Below are 12,091 nucleotides of genomic sequence, written 5' to 3'. Positions count from 1 at the left end.
CATGCCGGGGCGGGCGCTGCCGGATCGTCAAAGGAAACCACCGGCCCCCATGACAGCTGAAAGGACATCCCATGTTTCACCGCAAGTTCATCGCCGCCATTCTGGCCTCTTCCATCGCCATAACGAGCCTCACGGCCGCGCCCGCGCGTGCGGACAACGACGCCGCCAAGGTCATTGCGGGCGTTGCCGCGCTGGCGATCATCGGCGCCGCCGTCGCCGACTCGCGCTCGAACCGCAATGCTACCGTCTACCGTTCGCAGCCACAGCGCTACTACCCGCCCAGGACGGTCTATCGCTCCGCGCCGGTCACCCGTGCTGCGGTGATCCCGCACTACCGGGCCGCGCCGCACTCCTATCGTCCGGTCCACCAGCGCGGGTATCAGAAACACGCAGCCCCGCGCAGCCGTGTTGCCCTGCCCAATGCCTGTCTCGTGAAGGCCAACGGGCAGCGTTCCGTCTACAGTGCGCATTGCCTGCGCCGTCATGGTTATCGCTGAACCAGGCAAGAGAACCGGGCAGGTGAAAGGGAAGGGCAGGGCCCTTCCCTTTTGCATTTTGCGCGCCGCCATGCCATCAGGAAGCATGATCAACGGTCCCGACTTCTCGCTTGAACTTGCCGCGCAGGCCAGCGGCGCGCGCCGCATCGCCGGTGTCGACGAGGTCGGGCGCGGCCCGCTTGCCGGGCCGGTCACGGCAGCGGCTGTGGTGCTCGACATCGCGCGTATCCCCGAGGGGCTGAACGATTCCAAGCGCCTCAGCGCCAAACGCCGCGCCGAGCTGCATGACGCCATCTTCGCGATGGCCGAAGTGTCGATCGCCCATGCCAGCGTCGAAGAGATCGACATGATCAACATCCTGCGCGCCAGCCATCTTGCGATGGAACGCGCCATCGCAGGCCTGTCCAGCGCACCCGATCTCGCGTTGATCGACGGCAACATGATCCCGCGCGGACTGACGGTTCCCGCCCAGGCGGTGGTCAAGGGCGACGGCAAATCACTCTCCATCGCGGCGGCCTCGATCGTGGCGAAAATCACCCGTGACCGGATGATGTGGGATTTGGCGCAACAGTTTCCGGGCTACGGCTGGGAGACCAACGCCGGATACCCGTCGAAAAGCCACAGGGAGGCGCTTCAAAATATTGGGCTCACCCCTCACCATAGACGTTCCTTCAAACCCGTCCACAATATCTTGTATCAAGAAAAATCAATAAGTGACTGATTCAAAAAAGAAATTGACGGCGAATCGGCTTTGACTCATCTTTGTCCTCAACCAACCAGAGCGCAGGAAGCGCCGGGGACAGAGGCAGAGAATGAAAACGATGACCAAACCGACGGGCGCAGATGCGCTCCCGCTCAACACGATTCTCGATGGCGACTGCATCGAGGCGATGAACAGCCTTCCCGAGGCGTCCATCGACCTGATCTTTGCGGATCCCCCCTATAACCTGCAATTGCGCGGCGATCTGCACCGCCCCGATAACAGCGCCGTCGATGCGGTCGACGACGCCTGGGACCAGTTCGCCAGCTTCGAGGTCTATGACACCTTCACCAATGAGTGGCTCAAGGCGGCCCGCCGGCTGCTCAAGCCCAATGGCGCGATCTGGGTGATCGGCTCCTATCACAACATCTTCCGCGTTGGCGCGGCGTTGCAGAATAACGGCTTCTGGATTCTCAATGACGTGGTCTGGCGCAAATCCAACCCGATGCCGAATTTCCGCGGCAAGCGCCTGACCAATGCCCACGAAACCATGATCTGGGCCAGCAAGCAGGAAGGCGCGAAATACACCTTCAACTACGAGGCGCTCAAATCGCTCAATGACGGGGTGCAGATGCGCTCTGACTGGGTGCTCCCGATCTGCACCGGTCACGAGCGCCTGAAGGACGAGAACGGCGACAAGGCCCACCCGACCCAGAAACCCGAGAGCCTCTTGCACCGCGTTCTGGTCGGCAGCACCAATCCTGGCGACGTCGTGCTTGATCCGTTCTTCGGCACCGGCACCACCGGCGCCGTCGCCAAGATGCTCGGTCGCGACTATATCGGGATCGAGCGCGAGGCCAGCTATCGCAAGGTCGCCGAAAAGCGCCTTGCCAATACACGCAAATACGACCGCGAGGCGCTTCAGGTCTCGGCCTCCAAGCGCGCCGAACCGCGCGTGCCCTTCGGCCAGCTGATCGAGCGCGGCATGTTGCGCCCCGGCGAGGAACTGCTCAGCATGAATGGCCGCCACAAGGCCAAGGTGCGCGCCGATGGCACCCTGATCGGCGATGATGTCAAAGGCTCCATTCACCAGGTCGGTGCCGCGCTCGAAGGCGCGCCCAGCTGCAACGGCTGGACCTACTGGTGCTTCAAGCGCGACGGCAAGACCGTTCCGATCGACCTTCTGCGCCAGCAGATCCGCGCCGAGATGGCCGAACGCCCGATCTGATCTTCACAAAATGCGAACACCGCCGGTGCCCGTGGCCTGACATCACGGGCACTCTACCTCTGCCCCGCCTTCTACGGCGGGGCTTTTTTGGTGGTGTGGGCCTGCCTGCCCTCAGAACAGCCCTTCGGGCGGGTCGGCAACGATGCGCCCGCTGGTCAGATCGACGGTCGGCACCGCCTCCCGGGTGAAGGGCATCAGAACGCTGGCCGTCATGCCGGGGGCATGGATCTCCAGCAGGTCTCCCGCCCCGTGGTTCAGCACCGCCTTGACCCGTCCCAAAGGCGCGCCGCCGGTATCGAACACCTCCAGCCCGATCAGGTCGGCGTGGTAGAACTCGTCATCGGGCAGGGCGGGCAAGCGGCCGCGGTCGGCATAAAGGCGGACACCACGCAGCGCGTCGGCCTGTTCCTTGGTGTTCACGCCCGAGAGCCGCGCGATCAGCGCGCCCTTGCCGCTCTGTCCGGTCAGCGTGATCTCGAAGCTCAATGCCCCGTCCTCGCTTTCCAGTGGCCCATAGGCGGCGATATCCTCGGGCTCGGAGGTAAAGCTCTTGAGGCGCAGCTCGCCCTTGACGCCGAAAGCGCCCGCAATGGCGCCAAGACAGATGCGTTGTGCGTCGCTCATCCCGTTTCTCCCCGACAAAGCCCGCCGCTCACCGTGCCACCCGCCTCGGTGCAGCGTTCAAGATGCTGGTAGCGTTCATAGAACACACCGGCGCTGAACAGAACCACCATCAGGATCAGGGTGCGGACCGGACGCAGCATGGCCTATCTGATCTCTGTCGGCAGGTGACCGCGCCGGTCTTCCCAGCCGGCACGCTCAAGTTCGGGGGTGTCGCTCACCGCTTCGGGCCAGCCGACGCACAGATACCCCACCAGCGCCCAGCCTTCGGGCACCCGCAGGTCACGCGCCAATTGGCCCGGATCGAGGATCGACACCCAGCCGACGCCCAGCCCGTAGCTGCGCGCCATCAGCCAGAAATGGGTGATCGCGCCCACCACCGAATAGCGGCGCATCTCGGGCATGGTCCCTGCACCCAGCCCCGCGCCCTTGTCGGTGCTCTCGTCGCAGAACACCGCCAGCTGCACCGGCGCGTCGGTCATGCCCGACAGTTTCATGCGGCTGTAGAGCTGCGCGCGCTCGCCATCGTAACCCGCAAGGGCGGCGTCATTGGCGGCACTGTAGTTTTCCAGCGCGGCCCGGCGCGCCGCCGGGCTCTCGACCCGGATGACGCGCCAGGGCTCGCTCAGCCCGACCGAGGGGGACAACAGGAACGTATCGAGGCAGGCGCTCAGCACCGCCTCGTCCACAGGGTCGGTGCGGAAGCGGCGCACATCGCGCCGCCACCGCATCAGGTCGATCAGCCCGGCCTGGAAATCCGGGGTGAAACGCGACATGCCCGATCCCCCTTTGCCAGCTTATTCCTCGCTGGCGGCCTCTTCGGCGGGTGCTTCTGCCGGTGCTTCCTCGGCGGGCGCGGCGGCTTCGGCGGCCTTGGCGGCTTTCTCCTCGGCGCGTTCCTTGGCCTTGGCGCCCGGCGTGCCCTTCTTGGGGTTCGAGCGGTCTTTCTTGGCCAGCACGCCTGCGGCTTCCAGCATCCGTGCGATCCGGTCCGACGGCTGCGCGCCCTGGTCCAGCCAGTATTGCACGCGCTCCATCTTCATCTTGACGCGGTCTTCGCTGTCCTTGGGCAGAAGCGGGTTGTAGGTGCCCAGCTTCTCGATGAAGCGGCCATCGCGCGGCATGCGGCTGTCGGCGGCGACGATGCTGTAATGGGGGCGCTTCTTGCTGCCGCCACGGGCGAGACGAATTTTCATGGCCATTGGGATATCTCCTTTTGAAATGGCGTGGGTTCGGTGCGTTTAACCTTGCACCTTACGACTGGTGTTTCTGGTGGTGCCGAATGACTTCGGCGATGATGAAGTTCAGGAACTTCTTGGCGAATTCCGGGTCCAGGTCGGCCTGGGTCGCCAGGTCTTCAAGCCGTGCGATCTGCTGCGCCTCGCGGGCGGGATCGGACGCGGGAAGGTCGTGATCGGCCTTGAGCCGGCCCACCGCCTGGGTGCGCTTGAACCGCTCGCCCAGCGTATAGACAAGGATCGCGTCCAGCCGGTCGATGCTGTCGCGGTGGTCCTTCAGAAGGGCGGCGGCGCGGGCGGTGGCGTCATCAGTCAAGGGGAAACCCTTTCGGTTGGAAAAGCGGGTCGCAGTAATGGTCGATCTCCATCTCGATCCCGTCGGCCAGCTGGCCGGATTTCAGCGTTTCGGGGGCAGGGTGGCGATAGACCGCATCATTGCCGTCGATGGTGGCGGCATCGTGGTCCTTCTTCGCGCCCAGCCGTTCCGCAAGGCGGATCGAATCGAGGTTCTTGGGGTCGATATAGCTGACCGCCCCCTCCCACCCGAGCTCGCGGTAGAAATACCCCCGCGCTGCGTGGGTCGCCTCCAATGCGTAGCCGTGCCCGCCCTTTTCGGGCCAGATGATCCAGGCGATCTCCTGCTCGGGCCAGCCTGCGGGAAACCAGCCGCCGGCCATGCCGAAGGTCTCGTCGGTCTTCTTGTCGTGGATCATCCACATGCCATAGCCGCGAATGTTCCAATGGCCGATCTCGGCGGCATAGAGCATCCAGCTCTCGTAGCGGTTCAGCGGCCCGCCCATGAAGCGCGAGCGATACGAACTGAACGTCGCCTTGAAATCCGGGTAATCCTCGGGTGCGGGGCCGCGCAGCACAAGACGGCGGGTTTCCAGCGTGGGAATGCGTGAGGTGTGCATCAGGCGTAGGCCTCCATACCGCCATCGACGGGATTACCGGGGGCAATGTGGCGCCAGATCTCGATCGGGCCGTAGATGGGATCGTCATACATCTGCTCGAACCCGGCCCCGAGGCGCCTTGCAACGGCCTTGGACGGTTCGTTTTCGGGGGCGATCTGGGAAATCGCGGTGTCCCAGCCCAGGATGTCATAGGCATGGGCGCGCGCGGCCAGCGCCGCCTCGGTCGCAAAGCCCTTGCCGGTTGCATGCGGCATCAGGGTCCAGCCGATTTCACGCCCGAACCAGCCATGCGGATACCAGAGCCCGACGCGGCCCATATAAGTGCCGCTGGACTTTTCCTCGACCCCCCAGAACCCGAACCCGCGAAATGCCCAATGCCCCATCAGCATGGCAAGGTTGCGCCAGACCTGATGCGGTTGGGTGGGGCCGCCGACAAAGCGCGAGGCATCCGAGGCGAAGAAATCGCGCTCATGCTCGAAATCGCTCTCGCGCGGTTCGCGGAGGATCAGGCGCTCGGTCTCAAGCGAGGGAATGGTGAACGAAGCTGTCACGTCGGGTCACTTCTTCTTGCCAAAACCGCTGAGACCGGGCGGCAAACCGCCGCCGCTGCCAAAACCGCCCATGCCGCCCGGCATCTTGCCGCCCATGGCCTTGGCGGCCTCTTCCATCGCCTTGGGATCATTCATGTCGGGCATGTCGCCCTTGCCGAACATGCCCTTCATGGCCTGTTTCAGCATGCCGCCTTTGCCCATCTTGCCCATCTTCTTCATCATGTCGCCCATCTGGCGCTGCATCTTCAGAAGCTTGTTGAGCTCGGACACTTCCAGCCCCGCGCCCTTGGCGATCCGCTTCTTGCGGCTCGCCTGAAGCAGTTTGGGGTTGGCGCGTTCCTTCTTGGTCATCGACTGGATCAGCGCGATCTGACGGACCAGCACCTTGTCGTCGATCCCGGCGGTTTCCATCTGCTTGGCCATCTTGCCCATGCCGGGCATCATGCCCATCACGCCTTCCATGCCGCCCATCTTCTGCATCTGCTCAAGCTGCATCTTCAGGTCGTTCATGTTGAACTGACCCTTCTGGAAGCGCTTCATCATGCGTTCGGCCTGTTCGGCCTCGATGGTTTCCTGCGCTTTTTCCACCAGGCTGACGATGTCGCCCATGCCCAGGATGCGCCCGGCGATGCGCTCGGGTTCAAAGGTCTCGAGCGCGTCCATTTTCTCGCCAAGGCCGACAAAGCGGATCGGCTTGCCGGTGACCGCGCGCATCGACAGCGCCGCGCCACCGCGCCCGTCGCCGTCCATCCGCGTCAGCACCACGCCCGAAACGCCGATCTTGTCGTCGAACTCCTCGGCCACGTTGACCGCGTCCTGGCCGGTCAGGCCATCGACCACCAGCAGGGTTTCGCGCGGGTTGGCCACGTCACGCACGGCGGCGGCCTGCGCGATCAGCTCCTGGTCGATATGCAGCCGCCCTGCGGTATCCAGCATGTAGACGTCATAGCCGCCAAGGCTGGCCTGCGTCTTGGCGCGCTTGGCGATGGCGACCGGGTCCTCGCCCTTGACGATGGGCAGGGTGTCGACCCCGATCTGACGCCCGAGGATCTCGAGCTGCTCCATCGCGGCGGGCCGGTTCACGTCCAGCGAGGCCATCAGCACCCGCTTGCCGTCACGCTCCTTGAGACGCTTGGCCAGCTTGGCCGTGGTGGTGGTCTTGCCCGAACCCTGCAAACCGACCATCAGGATCGGCGCGGGCGGGTTGTCGATCTTCAATGCGCCGGGATCGCCTTCGCCGGTCAGGGTGTCGACCAGCGCGTCATGCACGATCTTGACCACCTGCTGACCGGGTGTCACCGATTTCGTCACCGACTGGCCGGTCGCCTGGTCCTGCACCTTCTTGATGAATTCGCGCGCCACCGGCAGCGAGACATCGGCCTCCAGCAGGGCGACACGCACCTCGCGCAGGGCGGTCTTGACATCGTCCTCGCTCAGCGCGCCCTGGCGGGTCAGGCGATCAAGGACACCCGAGAGGCGTTCGGACAGATTTTCAAACATCTCAAGCGCTCCTTCGCCCGTTGCGTTATGGCCCCTCAGATAAGAAGAACCGGCCCATATGCCAATCTCCCCCGTGGGCGAAACTCGCTGACGGGGGGCGATCCCGGCCAAAGGCCATGGGACCGGAAGCTTGACGGACTTCCGGAATATCCGCGGCAATTACTGCGCGCGCGCGCCGGAGTCAATATAGGAGGGTGATATGGTTTGGGCGGGCGCTGTCCGCCCGGTGGCTGGCGGGGTTACGCGTCACCGCGCCTCCACCGGCCGGGACGGCCCTCAGGCCGCCTTCTTGAGCGCCTCGATCTGACCGGCGGCCTTTTCAAGGCTGGCGGCGGAATCCAGCGCCAGCTGATCCGCGGCCACAAGCGTCACGTCATCAAGCCCGATAAAGCCCAGGATATGGCGCATATAGGTGCTGGCAAAGTCGATCTCCGACCCCGCGCCGGTCCCGCCCGACGCCATCGCAAGGATCACCTGCTTGCCCTTCAGCAGCCCCTCGGGACCGGCCTCGGAATAGCGGAAGGTGACGCCGGCGCGGCAGACCTGGTCGATCCACGCCTTCAGCGCGGCGGGCGGTGCGAAATTATAGACGGGCAGCCCGATCACGATGGTATCGGCGGCCTGCAACTCCCCGATCAGCTCGTCCGACAGCGCCAGTCTTTGTTTCTGGGCCTCGCTGCGGCTGGCGGCATCGGTGGTGTTGGCCTCCACCCAGCTTTCATCCAGCTGCGGCACCGGCGTTTGCGCCAGGTCGCGGTGGATCACCGTCGCGTCCGGCCAGCGGTTGACGATCCGTTCGCTCAGGTCGCGGGTGACGGAACCGGCGCCGCGGGCCGAGGCGTCGAGTCGAAGGATGGTCTGTGACATGGGGTATCTCCGCTAATATGGGTTTATCGATCTGCTGCTCGAATAAATCGGTTCTTCTCTTTTCAAACGCAACCTTTCATGAGAAACAGGAACTGTTTATAAATGCACATACAGCCGCCGGATTTGACAGATGGATAACTGGGACGAGATTCGCACTGCCTACAACGTGGCCCGTATCGGCACGGTCAGCGGCGCCGCCGAGGTTCTTGGCGTGCATCATGCCACCGTCATCCGCCATATCGACGCGCTCGAAGGGCGGCTGGGGGTCAAGCTTTTTCAGCGCCACGCGCGCGGCTACACACCCACCGAGGCAGGTGAGGACCTGCTGCGTGTCGCGCAGGCCACGGATGACCAGTTCGCGCAGCTTTCGGGCCGCATCAAGGGGCGTGGAAACGATGTGTCTGGCGAACTGGTGGTCACCTCGCTGGGCGGCCTCAGCCATCTTCTGGTTCCGGTGCTGGCCGAATTCCAGACAGGTTATCCCGACCTGGTGGTCCGCTACCTGACCGGCGACCGCCTCTTCCGGCTGGAATACGGCGAGGCCCATGTGGCGATCCGCGCCGGGTCGGTGCCCGATCAGCCAGACAATGTGGTGCAGCCCTTCTTCAAGCAGAAGATCACCCTTTTCGCCGCCGATGGTTATATCGCGCGCCACGGCCTGCCCACATCCGAGGCCGACCTGCGCGATCATTACTTCGTCGGCCCTGACGACGCCAATTCCCGCGCACCGTTCTTTCGCTGGATGCGCGATACGATCCCCACCGCGCATGTCATCTTCCGCAGCGGCGATGTCCACGCGCAGCGCCGTGCCATCAAGGAGGGCGCCGGGATCGGCTTCATGTCGCGTCTCCAGGCGCGCGAATTGGGCGGCCTCACCGAAATCCTCCCGCCGCGCGATGACTGGTCAGCGCCGCTCTGGCTGGTCACCCATATGGACCTCCATCGCACCACCAAGGTGCAGGCCTTCCTGACATTCCTGAAGGATCGCGCCCGGCACTGGGACGACACATGAGCCAGGCCCTTCGCGGTCACCTGGCGATGCTGGCCTTTTCAGGGTTGATCGCGGGCTCCTTCGCGCTGGGGTCGATGGCCGCGGGGGATATCGCCCCCACGGCGCTCAACGCGGTGCGCTTCATCATCGCGGCGGTGATCGTCGGGATCGCCGCCCACCTCACTCACGGTCTTGAACGCCGCGCGTTTCGCGCACCCTGGCGCTATCTCGTGCTCGGCGGGGCGATGGGGCTCTACTTCGTGCTGATGTTCGAGGGGCTCAAGACCGCCAGGCCGGTCTCGGCGGCGGCGGTGTTCACGCTCACGCCGCTGGTGGCGGGGCTTTTCGGCTACCTGCTGCTGCGACAGGTGATGACCCGCCGCATGGCGCTGGCGCTCGGCGTGGGTGCGGGCGGGGCGCTCTGGGTGATCTTCGACTCCGACCTGTCGGCGCTGATGGCGTTCGAGATCGGCCGCGGCGAGATGATCTATTTCTGGGGCTGCGTCGCCCATGCCTTCTATACGCCGATGGTGCGCCGCCTCAATCGGGGAGAACCGCCGGTGGTGTTCTCCTTCGGTGCGATGATTGGTGCTGCGCTGCTGGTGACGCTGGCGGGCTGGAGCGACCTTCGCGCGACCGACTGGGCCAGCCTGCCGCCGATCGTGTGGATCACGCTGGCCTATGTGTCGCTGGCGGCCACGGCGATGACCTTCGTGCTGCTGCAATACGCCTCGCTGCGCCTGCCAAGCGCCAAGGTCATGGCCTATACCTATCTCACGCCGGTCTGGGTCATCTGCTGGGAGGCGGCGCTGGGCCACGGCCTGCCGCGTGCGATGGTGTTCTTGGGGGTGGCGATGATCGTGCTGGCGCTGGTGCTTCTGCTCAAGGACGAGCACCCGGCCTGAATGACCCCGGCGCCGCCGCCTCAGCCGTCCTGACCGGCGGTGTCGTTGCCCGGAAACTCGGTGGCGAGGAACTTCTCGAACGCGTCTAGGTTCACAGCCTCGAACTGGCCGAAGCTCTGCATCCATATGCTGGCGTCGCGCAGCGCGTCGGGTTCAAGCTGGCACCACTTCACCCGACCCCGCCTTTCCTGGCTGATCAGCCCCGCGCGGCTCAGGATGCCAAGATGCTTCGACACCGCCGCCAGCGACATCTCGAAGGGCTCGGCCACGTCGCTCACCGCCATGTCGTCTTCCAGCAGCATCGACAGGATCGCCCGCCGGGTCGGATCGGCCAATGCGTGAAAGGTGATGTCAAGGCGATGGGACATGGCTGGCATTAAGCGCGCCTTCCGGGTTTCGTCAACCGTTTGGTTGAATATGGCAAATGCGCCGGAATCGCCCGGTCCGGGGTTGCGGCAGAATGGCCGCTCGTTTTTGCGGTTGGTAAATATATTGATAATTCAACAGGTTGTTCCTGTTTCATCGGGGCGCTTCGTGCGCTTGACTCGGTTGGCGGTGCCGCTTAGCAAAGGCGCAACCATTCCAAGGGGTGAACCACCGTGACCGATCCCGACGAAAGCGAGCGCCTGGCGCGGCTTGAGGACAGGATCAAGGCTCTCAAGGCGAGCAAGGAACCACGGCACCATTCCGAGGAACACTACAGCCAGGCGCAGGTCGGTTGGCGAATGGTGACGGAACTCGTGGCCGGTCTGATGATCGGTTTCGGCATCGGATACGGGCTCGATGTGCTGTTCGGCACGCTGCCCATCCTGCTGGTGCTGTTCACGATGCTGGGGCTTGTGGCGGGCATCAAGACGATGATGCGCAGCGCCCGGGAACTCCAGCGACAGGAAAGCGCCCGTCAGGGCGACGGTAACGACAACGCCGCGGACGCGGGCGGCGAGAAGAGGACGAAAGATGGCGACTGAAGCGCATGGCGAAGAGGGCGGTCTGGTTTTCCACCCGATGGATCAGTTCATCATCAAGCCGCTCTTCGGAGACGGCCCGGTGGGCCTGTTCACGATCACCAACGCAACCCTCTGGATGGCGCTCACCGTTCTGGCCGTGATGGCGCTGATGGTGCTGGGCACGTCGAAACGCACGACGATCCCCGGCCGGATGCAGTCGGTCGGTGAACTGGCCTATGGCTTCATCTACAAGATGGTCGAGGACGTGGCCGGCAAGGACGCCGTCGGCTTCTTCCCCTATATCATGACGCTGTTCATGTTCATCGTCTTCGCCAACTTCCTCGGCCTCCTGCCGATGTCCTTCACCACCACCTCGCATTTCGCGGTGACCGTGCTGCTGGCGCTGATGGTGTTCTTCACGGTGACGATCGTCGGCTTCGTCAAGAACGGCAGCGCCTTCCTCGGCCTCTTCTGGGTCAAGAGCGCGCCGCTGGCGCTGCGCCCGATCCTGGCCGTGATCGAGATCATTTCCTACTTCGTGCGCCCGGTCAGCCACTCCATCCGTCTTGCCGGCAACCTGATGGCCGGCCATGCCGTGATCAAGGTTTTCGCCGGCTTCGCCGCGATCGCGGCGGTCAGCCCGATCTCGGTCGTCGCGATCACCGCGATGTACGGGCTCGAAGTCCTCGTGGCCTTCATCCAGGCCTATGTTTTCACGATCCTGACCTGCGTTTACCTCAAGGATGCGCTGCATCCCTCGCACTAAGGTCCCCCGACAAACACACTCATCTAAACTTCCAATCGTAAGGAGATACATCATGGAAGGCGAACTCGCACATATCGGCGCCGGTCTGGCAGCAATCGGTTCCGGCGCAGCCGCTATCGGTGTGGGCAACGTGGCAGGCAACTTCCTGTCCGGCGCTCTGCGCAACCCCTCGGCCGCAGCCGGCCAGACAGCGACCCTGTTCATCGGTATCGCATTCGCAGAAGCACTGGGCATCTTCTCGTTCCTGGTCGCCCTGCTGCTGATGTTCGCCGTCTGAACCTTACGGAACCTTTCCTTACGCGCGGGCGGCCTGTATCGACGATACGGGTCGCCCGATAGTGAGACCCAGTTCCGATGGAGGACGAC

The 12,091-nt window shown here is 64.1% G+C and carries 19 protein-coding genes; 9 read left to right on the top strand and 10 right to left on the bottom strand.

What is annotated here, in order from left to right; translation table 11 throughout:
- Positions 1-71: 71 nt before the first annotated feature.
- The 3 genes from ROH8110_RS16470 (at position 72) to ROH8110_RS16460 (ending at position 2,425) form a co-directional block, all read left to right on the top strand.
- Positions 72-497, top strand: a complete 426-nt coding sequence (locus tag ROH8110_RS16470) for a hypothetical protein (RefSeq protein WP_085818837.1) — start codon at positions 72-74, stop codon at positions 495-497.
- A gap of 85 nt (positions 498-582) precedes the next feature.
- A complete protein-coding gene (gene rnhB, locus ROH8110_RS16465; protein ID WP_176236622.1) occupies positions 583-1,218 on the top strand; it encodes a ribonuclease HII in 636 nt (211 codons plus the stop codon).
- A 91-nt stretch (positions 1,219-1,309) separates the two neighbouring features.
- Positions 1,310-2,425, top strand: coding sequence for a site-specific DNA-methyltransferase (locus tag ROH8110_RS16460; RefSeq protein WP_085818836.1), 1,116 nt, complete (start codon positions 1,310-1,312; stop codon positions 2,423-2,425).
- Between the two features lie 111 nt (positions 2,426-2,536).
- Here the strand turns inward: ROH8110_RS16460 and rimM are convergent, their stop codons facing one another.
- From rimM to ROH8110_RS16420, 9 genes are all read right to left on the bottom strand, one after another.
- Positions 2,537-3,049, bottom strand: coding sequence for a ribosome maturation factor RimM (rimM, locus tag ROH8110_RS16455; protein ID WP_085818835.1), 513 nt, complete (start codon positions 3,047-3,049; stop codon positions 2,537-2,539).
- On the bottom strand, positions 3,046-3,189 hold the full coding sequence (locus ROH8110_RS18765) for a hypothetical protein (RefSeq protein ID WP_170156521.1): 144 nt from the start codon (positions 3,187-3,189) through the stop codon (positions 3,046-3,048). Before ROH8110_RS18765 ends, rimM begins: the two co-directional genes overlap by 4 nt.
- A 3-nt stretch (positions 3,190-3,192) precedes the next feature.
- Positions 3,193-3,822, bottom strand: coding sequence for a 5,6-dimethylbenzimidazole synthase (gene bluB / locus ROH8110_RS16450; protein ID WP_085818834.1), 630 nt, complete (start codon positions 3,820-3,822; stop codon positions 3,193-3,195).
- Between the two features lie 21 nt (positions 3,823-3,843).
- Positions 3,844-4,248, bottom strand: coding sequence for a 30S ribosomal protein S16 (gene rpsP, locus ROH8110_RS16445; protein WP_085818833.1), 405 nt, complete (start codon positions 4,246-4,248; stop codon positions 3,844-3,846).
- Positions 4,249-4,300: 52 nt separating this feature from the next.
- Entirely contained in the window at positions 4,301-4,600 is a 300-nt protein-coding gene (locus tag ROH8110_RS16440) for a chorismate mutase (protein WP_085818832.1), read from the bottom strand.
- Positions 4,593-5,198, bottom strand: a complete 606-nt coding sequence (locus ROH8110_RS16435) for a GNAT family N-acetyltransferase (protein ID WP_085818831.1) — start codon at positions 5,196-5,198, stop codon at positions 4,593-4,595. The genes ROH8110_RS16440 and ROH8110_RS16435 overlap by 8 nt, the downstream gene beginning before the upstream one ends.
- Positions 5,198-5,749 carry a GNAT family N-acetyltransferase gene (locus tag ROH8110_RS16430; protein WP_085818830.1) on the bottom strand — a complete coding sequence of 184 codons (552 nt, stop codon included), beginning with the start codon at positions 5,747-5,749 and terminating at the stop codon, positions 5,198-5,200. Before ROH8110_RS16430 ends, ROH8110_RS16435 begins: the two co-directional genes overlap by 1 nt.
- A 6-nt stretch (positions 5,750-5,755) precedes the next feature.
- Complete coding sequence (gene ffh / locus ROH8110_RS16425) at positions 5,756-7,249, bottom strand: signal recognition particle protein (RefSeq protein WP_085818829.1); 1,494 nt, start codon at positions 7,247-7,249, stop codon at positions 5,756-5,758.
- A gap of 276 nt (positions 7,250-7,525) precedes the next feature.
- The gene (locus ROH8110_RS16420) at positions 7,526-8,116 is read right to left on the bottom strand and encodes an FMN-dependent NADH-azoreductase (RefSeq protein WP_085818828.1); all 591 of its coding nucleotides are present in this window, start codon (positions 8,114-8,116) and stop codon (positions 7,526-7,528) included.
- A 130-nt stretch (positions 8,117-8,246) separates the two neighbouring features.
- Between ROH8110_RS16420 and ROH8110_RS16415 the strand changes: the two genes are divergently transcribed.
- Positions 8,247-9,128, top strand: coding sequence for a LysR family transcriptional regulator (locus ROH8110_RS16415; RefSeq protein WP_085818827.1), 882 nt, complete (start codon positions 8,247-8,249; stop codon positions 9,126-9,128).
- Positions 9,125-10,012, top strand: a complete 888-nt coding sequence (locus ROH8110_RS16410) for a DMT family transporter (RefSeq protein WP_085818826.1) — start codon at positions 9,125-9,127, stop codon at positions 10,010-10,012. Before ROH8110_RS16415 ends, ROH8110_RS16410 begins: the two co-directional genes overlap by 4 nt.
- A 20-nt stretch (positions 10,013-10,032) precedes the next feature.
- On the opposite strand, the gene ROH8110_RS16405 is transcribed toward ROH8110_RS16410, so the two are convergent.
- Complete coding sequence (locus ROH8110_RS16405) at positions 10,033-10,380, bottom strand: ArsR/SmtB family transcription factor (protein WP_085818825.1); 348 nt, start codon at positions 10,378-10,380, stop codon at positions 10,033-10,035.
- Here ROH8110_RS16405 and ROH8110_RS18575 point away from each other — a divergent pair.
- Genes ROH8110_RS18575 through ROH8110_RS16390 form a run of 4 tightly spaced genes read left to right on the top strand, consistent with a single transcriptional unit; the run spans position 10,379 to position 12,002 of the window.
- Positions 10,379-10,615: a hypothetical protein gene (locus ROH8110_RS18575; RefSeq protein WP_139837425.1), complete on the top strand. Its 237-nt coding sequence runs from the start codon at positions 10,379-10,381 to the stop codon at positions 10,613-10,615. The genes ROH8110_RS16405 and ROH8110_RS18575 overlap by 2 nt on opposite strands.
- On the top strand, positions 10,612-10,980 hold the full coding sequence (locus ROH8110_RS16400) for an AtpZ/AtpI family protein (RefSeq protein WP_085818824.1): 369 nt from the start codon (positions 10,612-10,614) through the stop codon (positions 10,978-10,980). Before ROH8110_RS18575 ends, ROH8110_RS16400 begins: the two co-directional genes overlap by 4 nt.
- Complete coding sequence (locus ROH8110_RS16395) at positions 10,970-11,725, top strand: F0F1 ATP synthase subunit A (protein WP_085818823.1); 756 nt, start codon at positions 10,970-10,972, stop codon at positions 11,723-11,725. The genes ROH8110_RS16400 and ROH8110_RS16395 overlap by 11 nt, the downstream gene beginning before the upstream one ends.
- Positions 11,726-11,777: 52 nt before the next feature.
- Positions 11,778-12,002: a F0F1 ATP synthase subunit C gene (locus tag ROH8110_RS16390; protein ID WP_007816449.1), complete on the top strand. Its 225-nt coding sequence runs from the start codon at positions 11,778-11,780 to the stop codon at positions 12,000-12,002.
- Positions 12,003-12,091 lie beyond the last annotated feature (89 nt).

This window comes from Roseovarius halotolerans, assembly GCF_900172255.1.
Classification (GTDB): domain Bacteria; phylum Pseudomonadota; class Alphaproteobacteria; order Rhodobacterales; family Rhodobacteraceae; genus Roseovarius; species Roseovarius halotolerans.
Note: the sequence above shows the minus strand (reverse complement) of the source record. Positions and strands in the feature narration are given on the sequence as shown.

What these genes read in the sequence shown, in the direction of transcription:
- ROH8110_RS16470 (WP_085818837.1), top strand. Translation starts at nt 72, where the DNA reads ATGTTTCACCGCAAGTTCATCGCCGCCATTCTGGCCTCTTCCATCGCC.
- rnhB (WP_176236622.1), top strand. Translation starts at nt 583, where the DNA reads ATGATCAACGGTCCCGACTTCTCGCTTGAACTTGCCGCGCAGGCCAGC.
- ROH8110_RS16460 (WP_085818836.1), top strand. Translation starts at nt 1,310, where the DNA reads ATGAAAACGATGACCAAACCGACGGGCGCAGATGCGCTCCCGCTCAAC.
- rimM (WP_085818835.1), bottom strand. Translation starts at nt 3,049, where the DNA reads ATGAGCGACGCACAACGCATCTGTCTTGGCGCCATTGCGGGCGCTTTC.
- ROH8110_RS18765 (WP_170156521.1), bottom strand. Translation starts at nt 3,189, where the DNA reads ATGCTGCGTCCGGTCCGCACCCTGATCCTGATGGTGGTTCTGTTCAGC.
- bluB (WP_085818834.1), bottom strand. Translation starts at nt 3,822, where the DNA reads ATGTCGCGTTTCACCCCGGATTTCCAGGCCGGGCTGATCGACCTGATG.
- rpsP (WP_085818833.1), bottom strand. Translation starts at nt 4,248, where the DNA reads ATGGCCATGAAAATTCGTCTCGCCCGTGGCGGCAGCAAGAAGCGCCCC.
- ROH8110_RS16435 (WP_085818831.1), bottom strand. Translation starts at nt 5,198, where the DNA reads ATGCACACCTCACGCATTCCCACGCTGGAAACCCGCCGTCTTGTGCTG.
- ffh (WP_085818829.1), bottom strand. Translation starts at nt 7,249, where the DNA reads ATGTTTGAAAATCTGTCCGAACGCCTCTCGGGTGTCCTTGATCGCCTG.
- ROH8110_RS16420 (WP_085818828.1), bottom strand. Translation starts at nt 8,116, where the DNA reads ATGTCACAGACCATCCTTCGACTCGACGCCTCGGCCCGCGGCGCCGGT.
- ROH8110_RS16415 (WP_085818827.1), top strand. Translation starts at nt 8,247, where the DNA reads ATGGATAACTGGGACGAGATTCGCACTGCCTACAACGTGGCCCGTATC.
- ROH8110_RS16410 (WP_085818826.1), top strand. Translation starts at nt 9,125, where the DNA reads ATGAGCCAGGCCCTTCGCGGTCACCTGGCGATGCTGGCCTTTTCAGGG.
- ROH8110_RS18575 (WP_139837425.1), top strand. Translation starts at nt 10,379, where the DNA reads ATGGCTGGCATTAAGCGCGCCTTCCGGGTTTCGTCAACCGTTTGGTTG.
- ROH8110_RS16405 (WP_085818825.1), bottom strand. Translation starts at nt 10,380, where the DNA reads ATGTCCCATCGCCTTGACATCACCTTTCACGCATTGGCCGATCCGACC.
- ROH8110_RS16395 (WP_085818823.1), top strand. Translation starts at nt 10,970, where the DNA reads ATGGCGACTGAAGCGCATGGCGAAGAGGGCGGTCTGGTTTTCCACCCG.
- ROH8110_RS16390 (WP_007816449.1), top strand. Translation starts at nt 11,778, where the DNA reads ATGGAAGGCGAACTCGCACATATCGGCGCCGGTCTGGCAGCAATCGGT.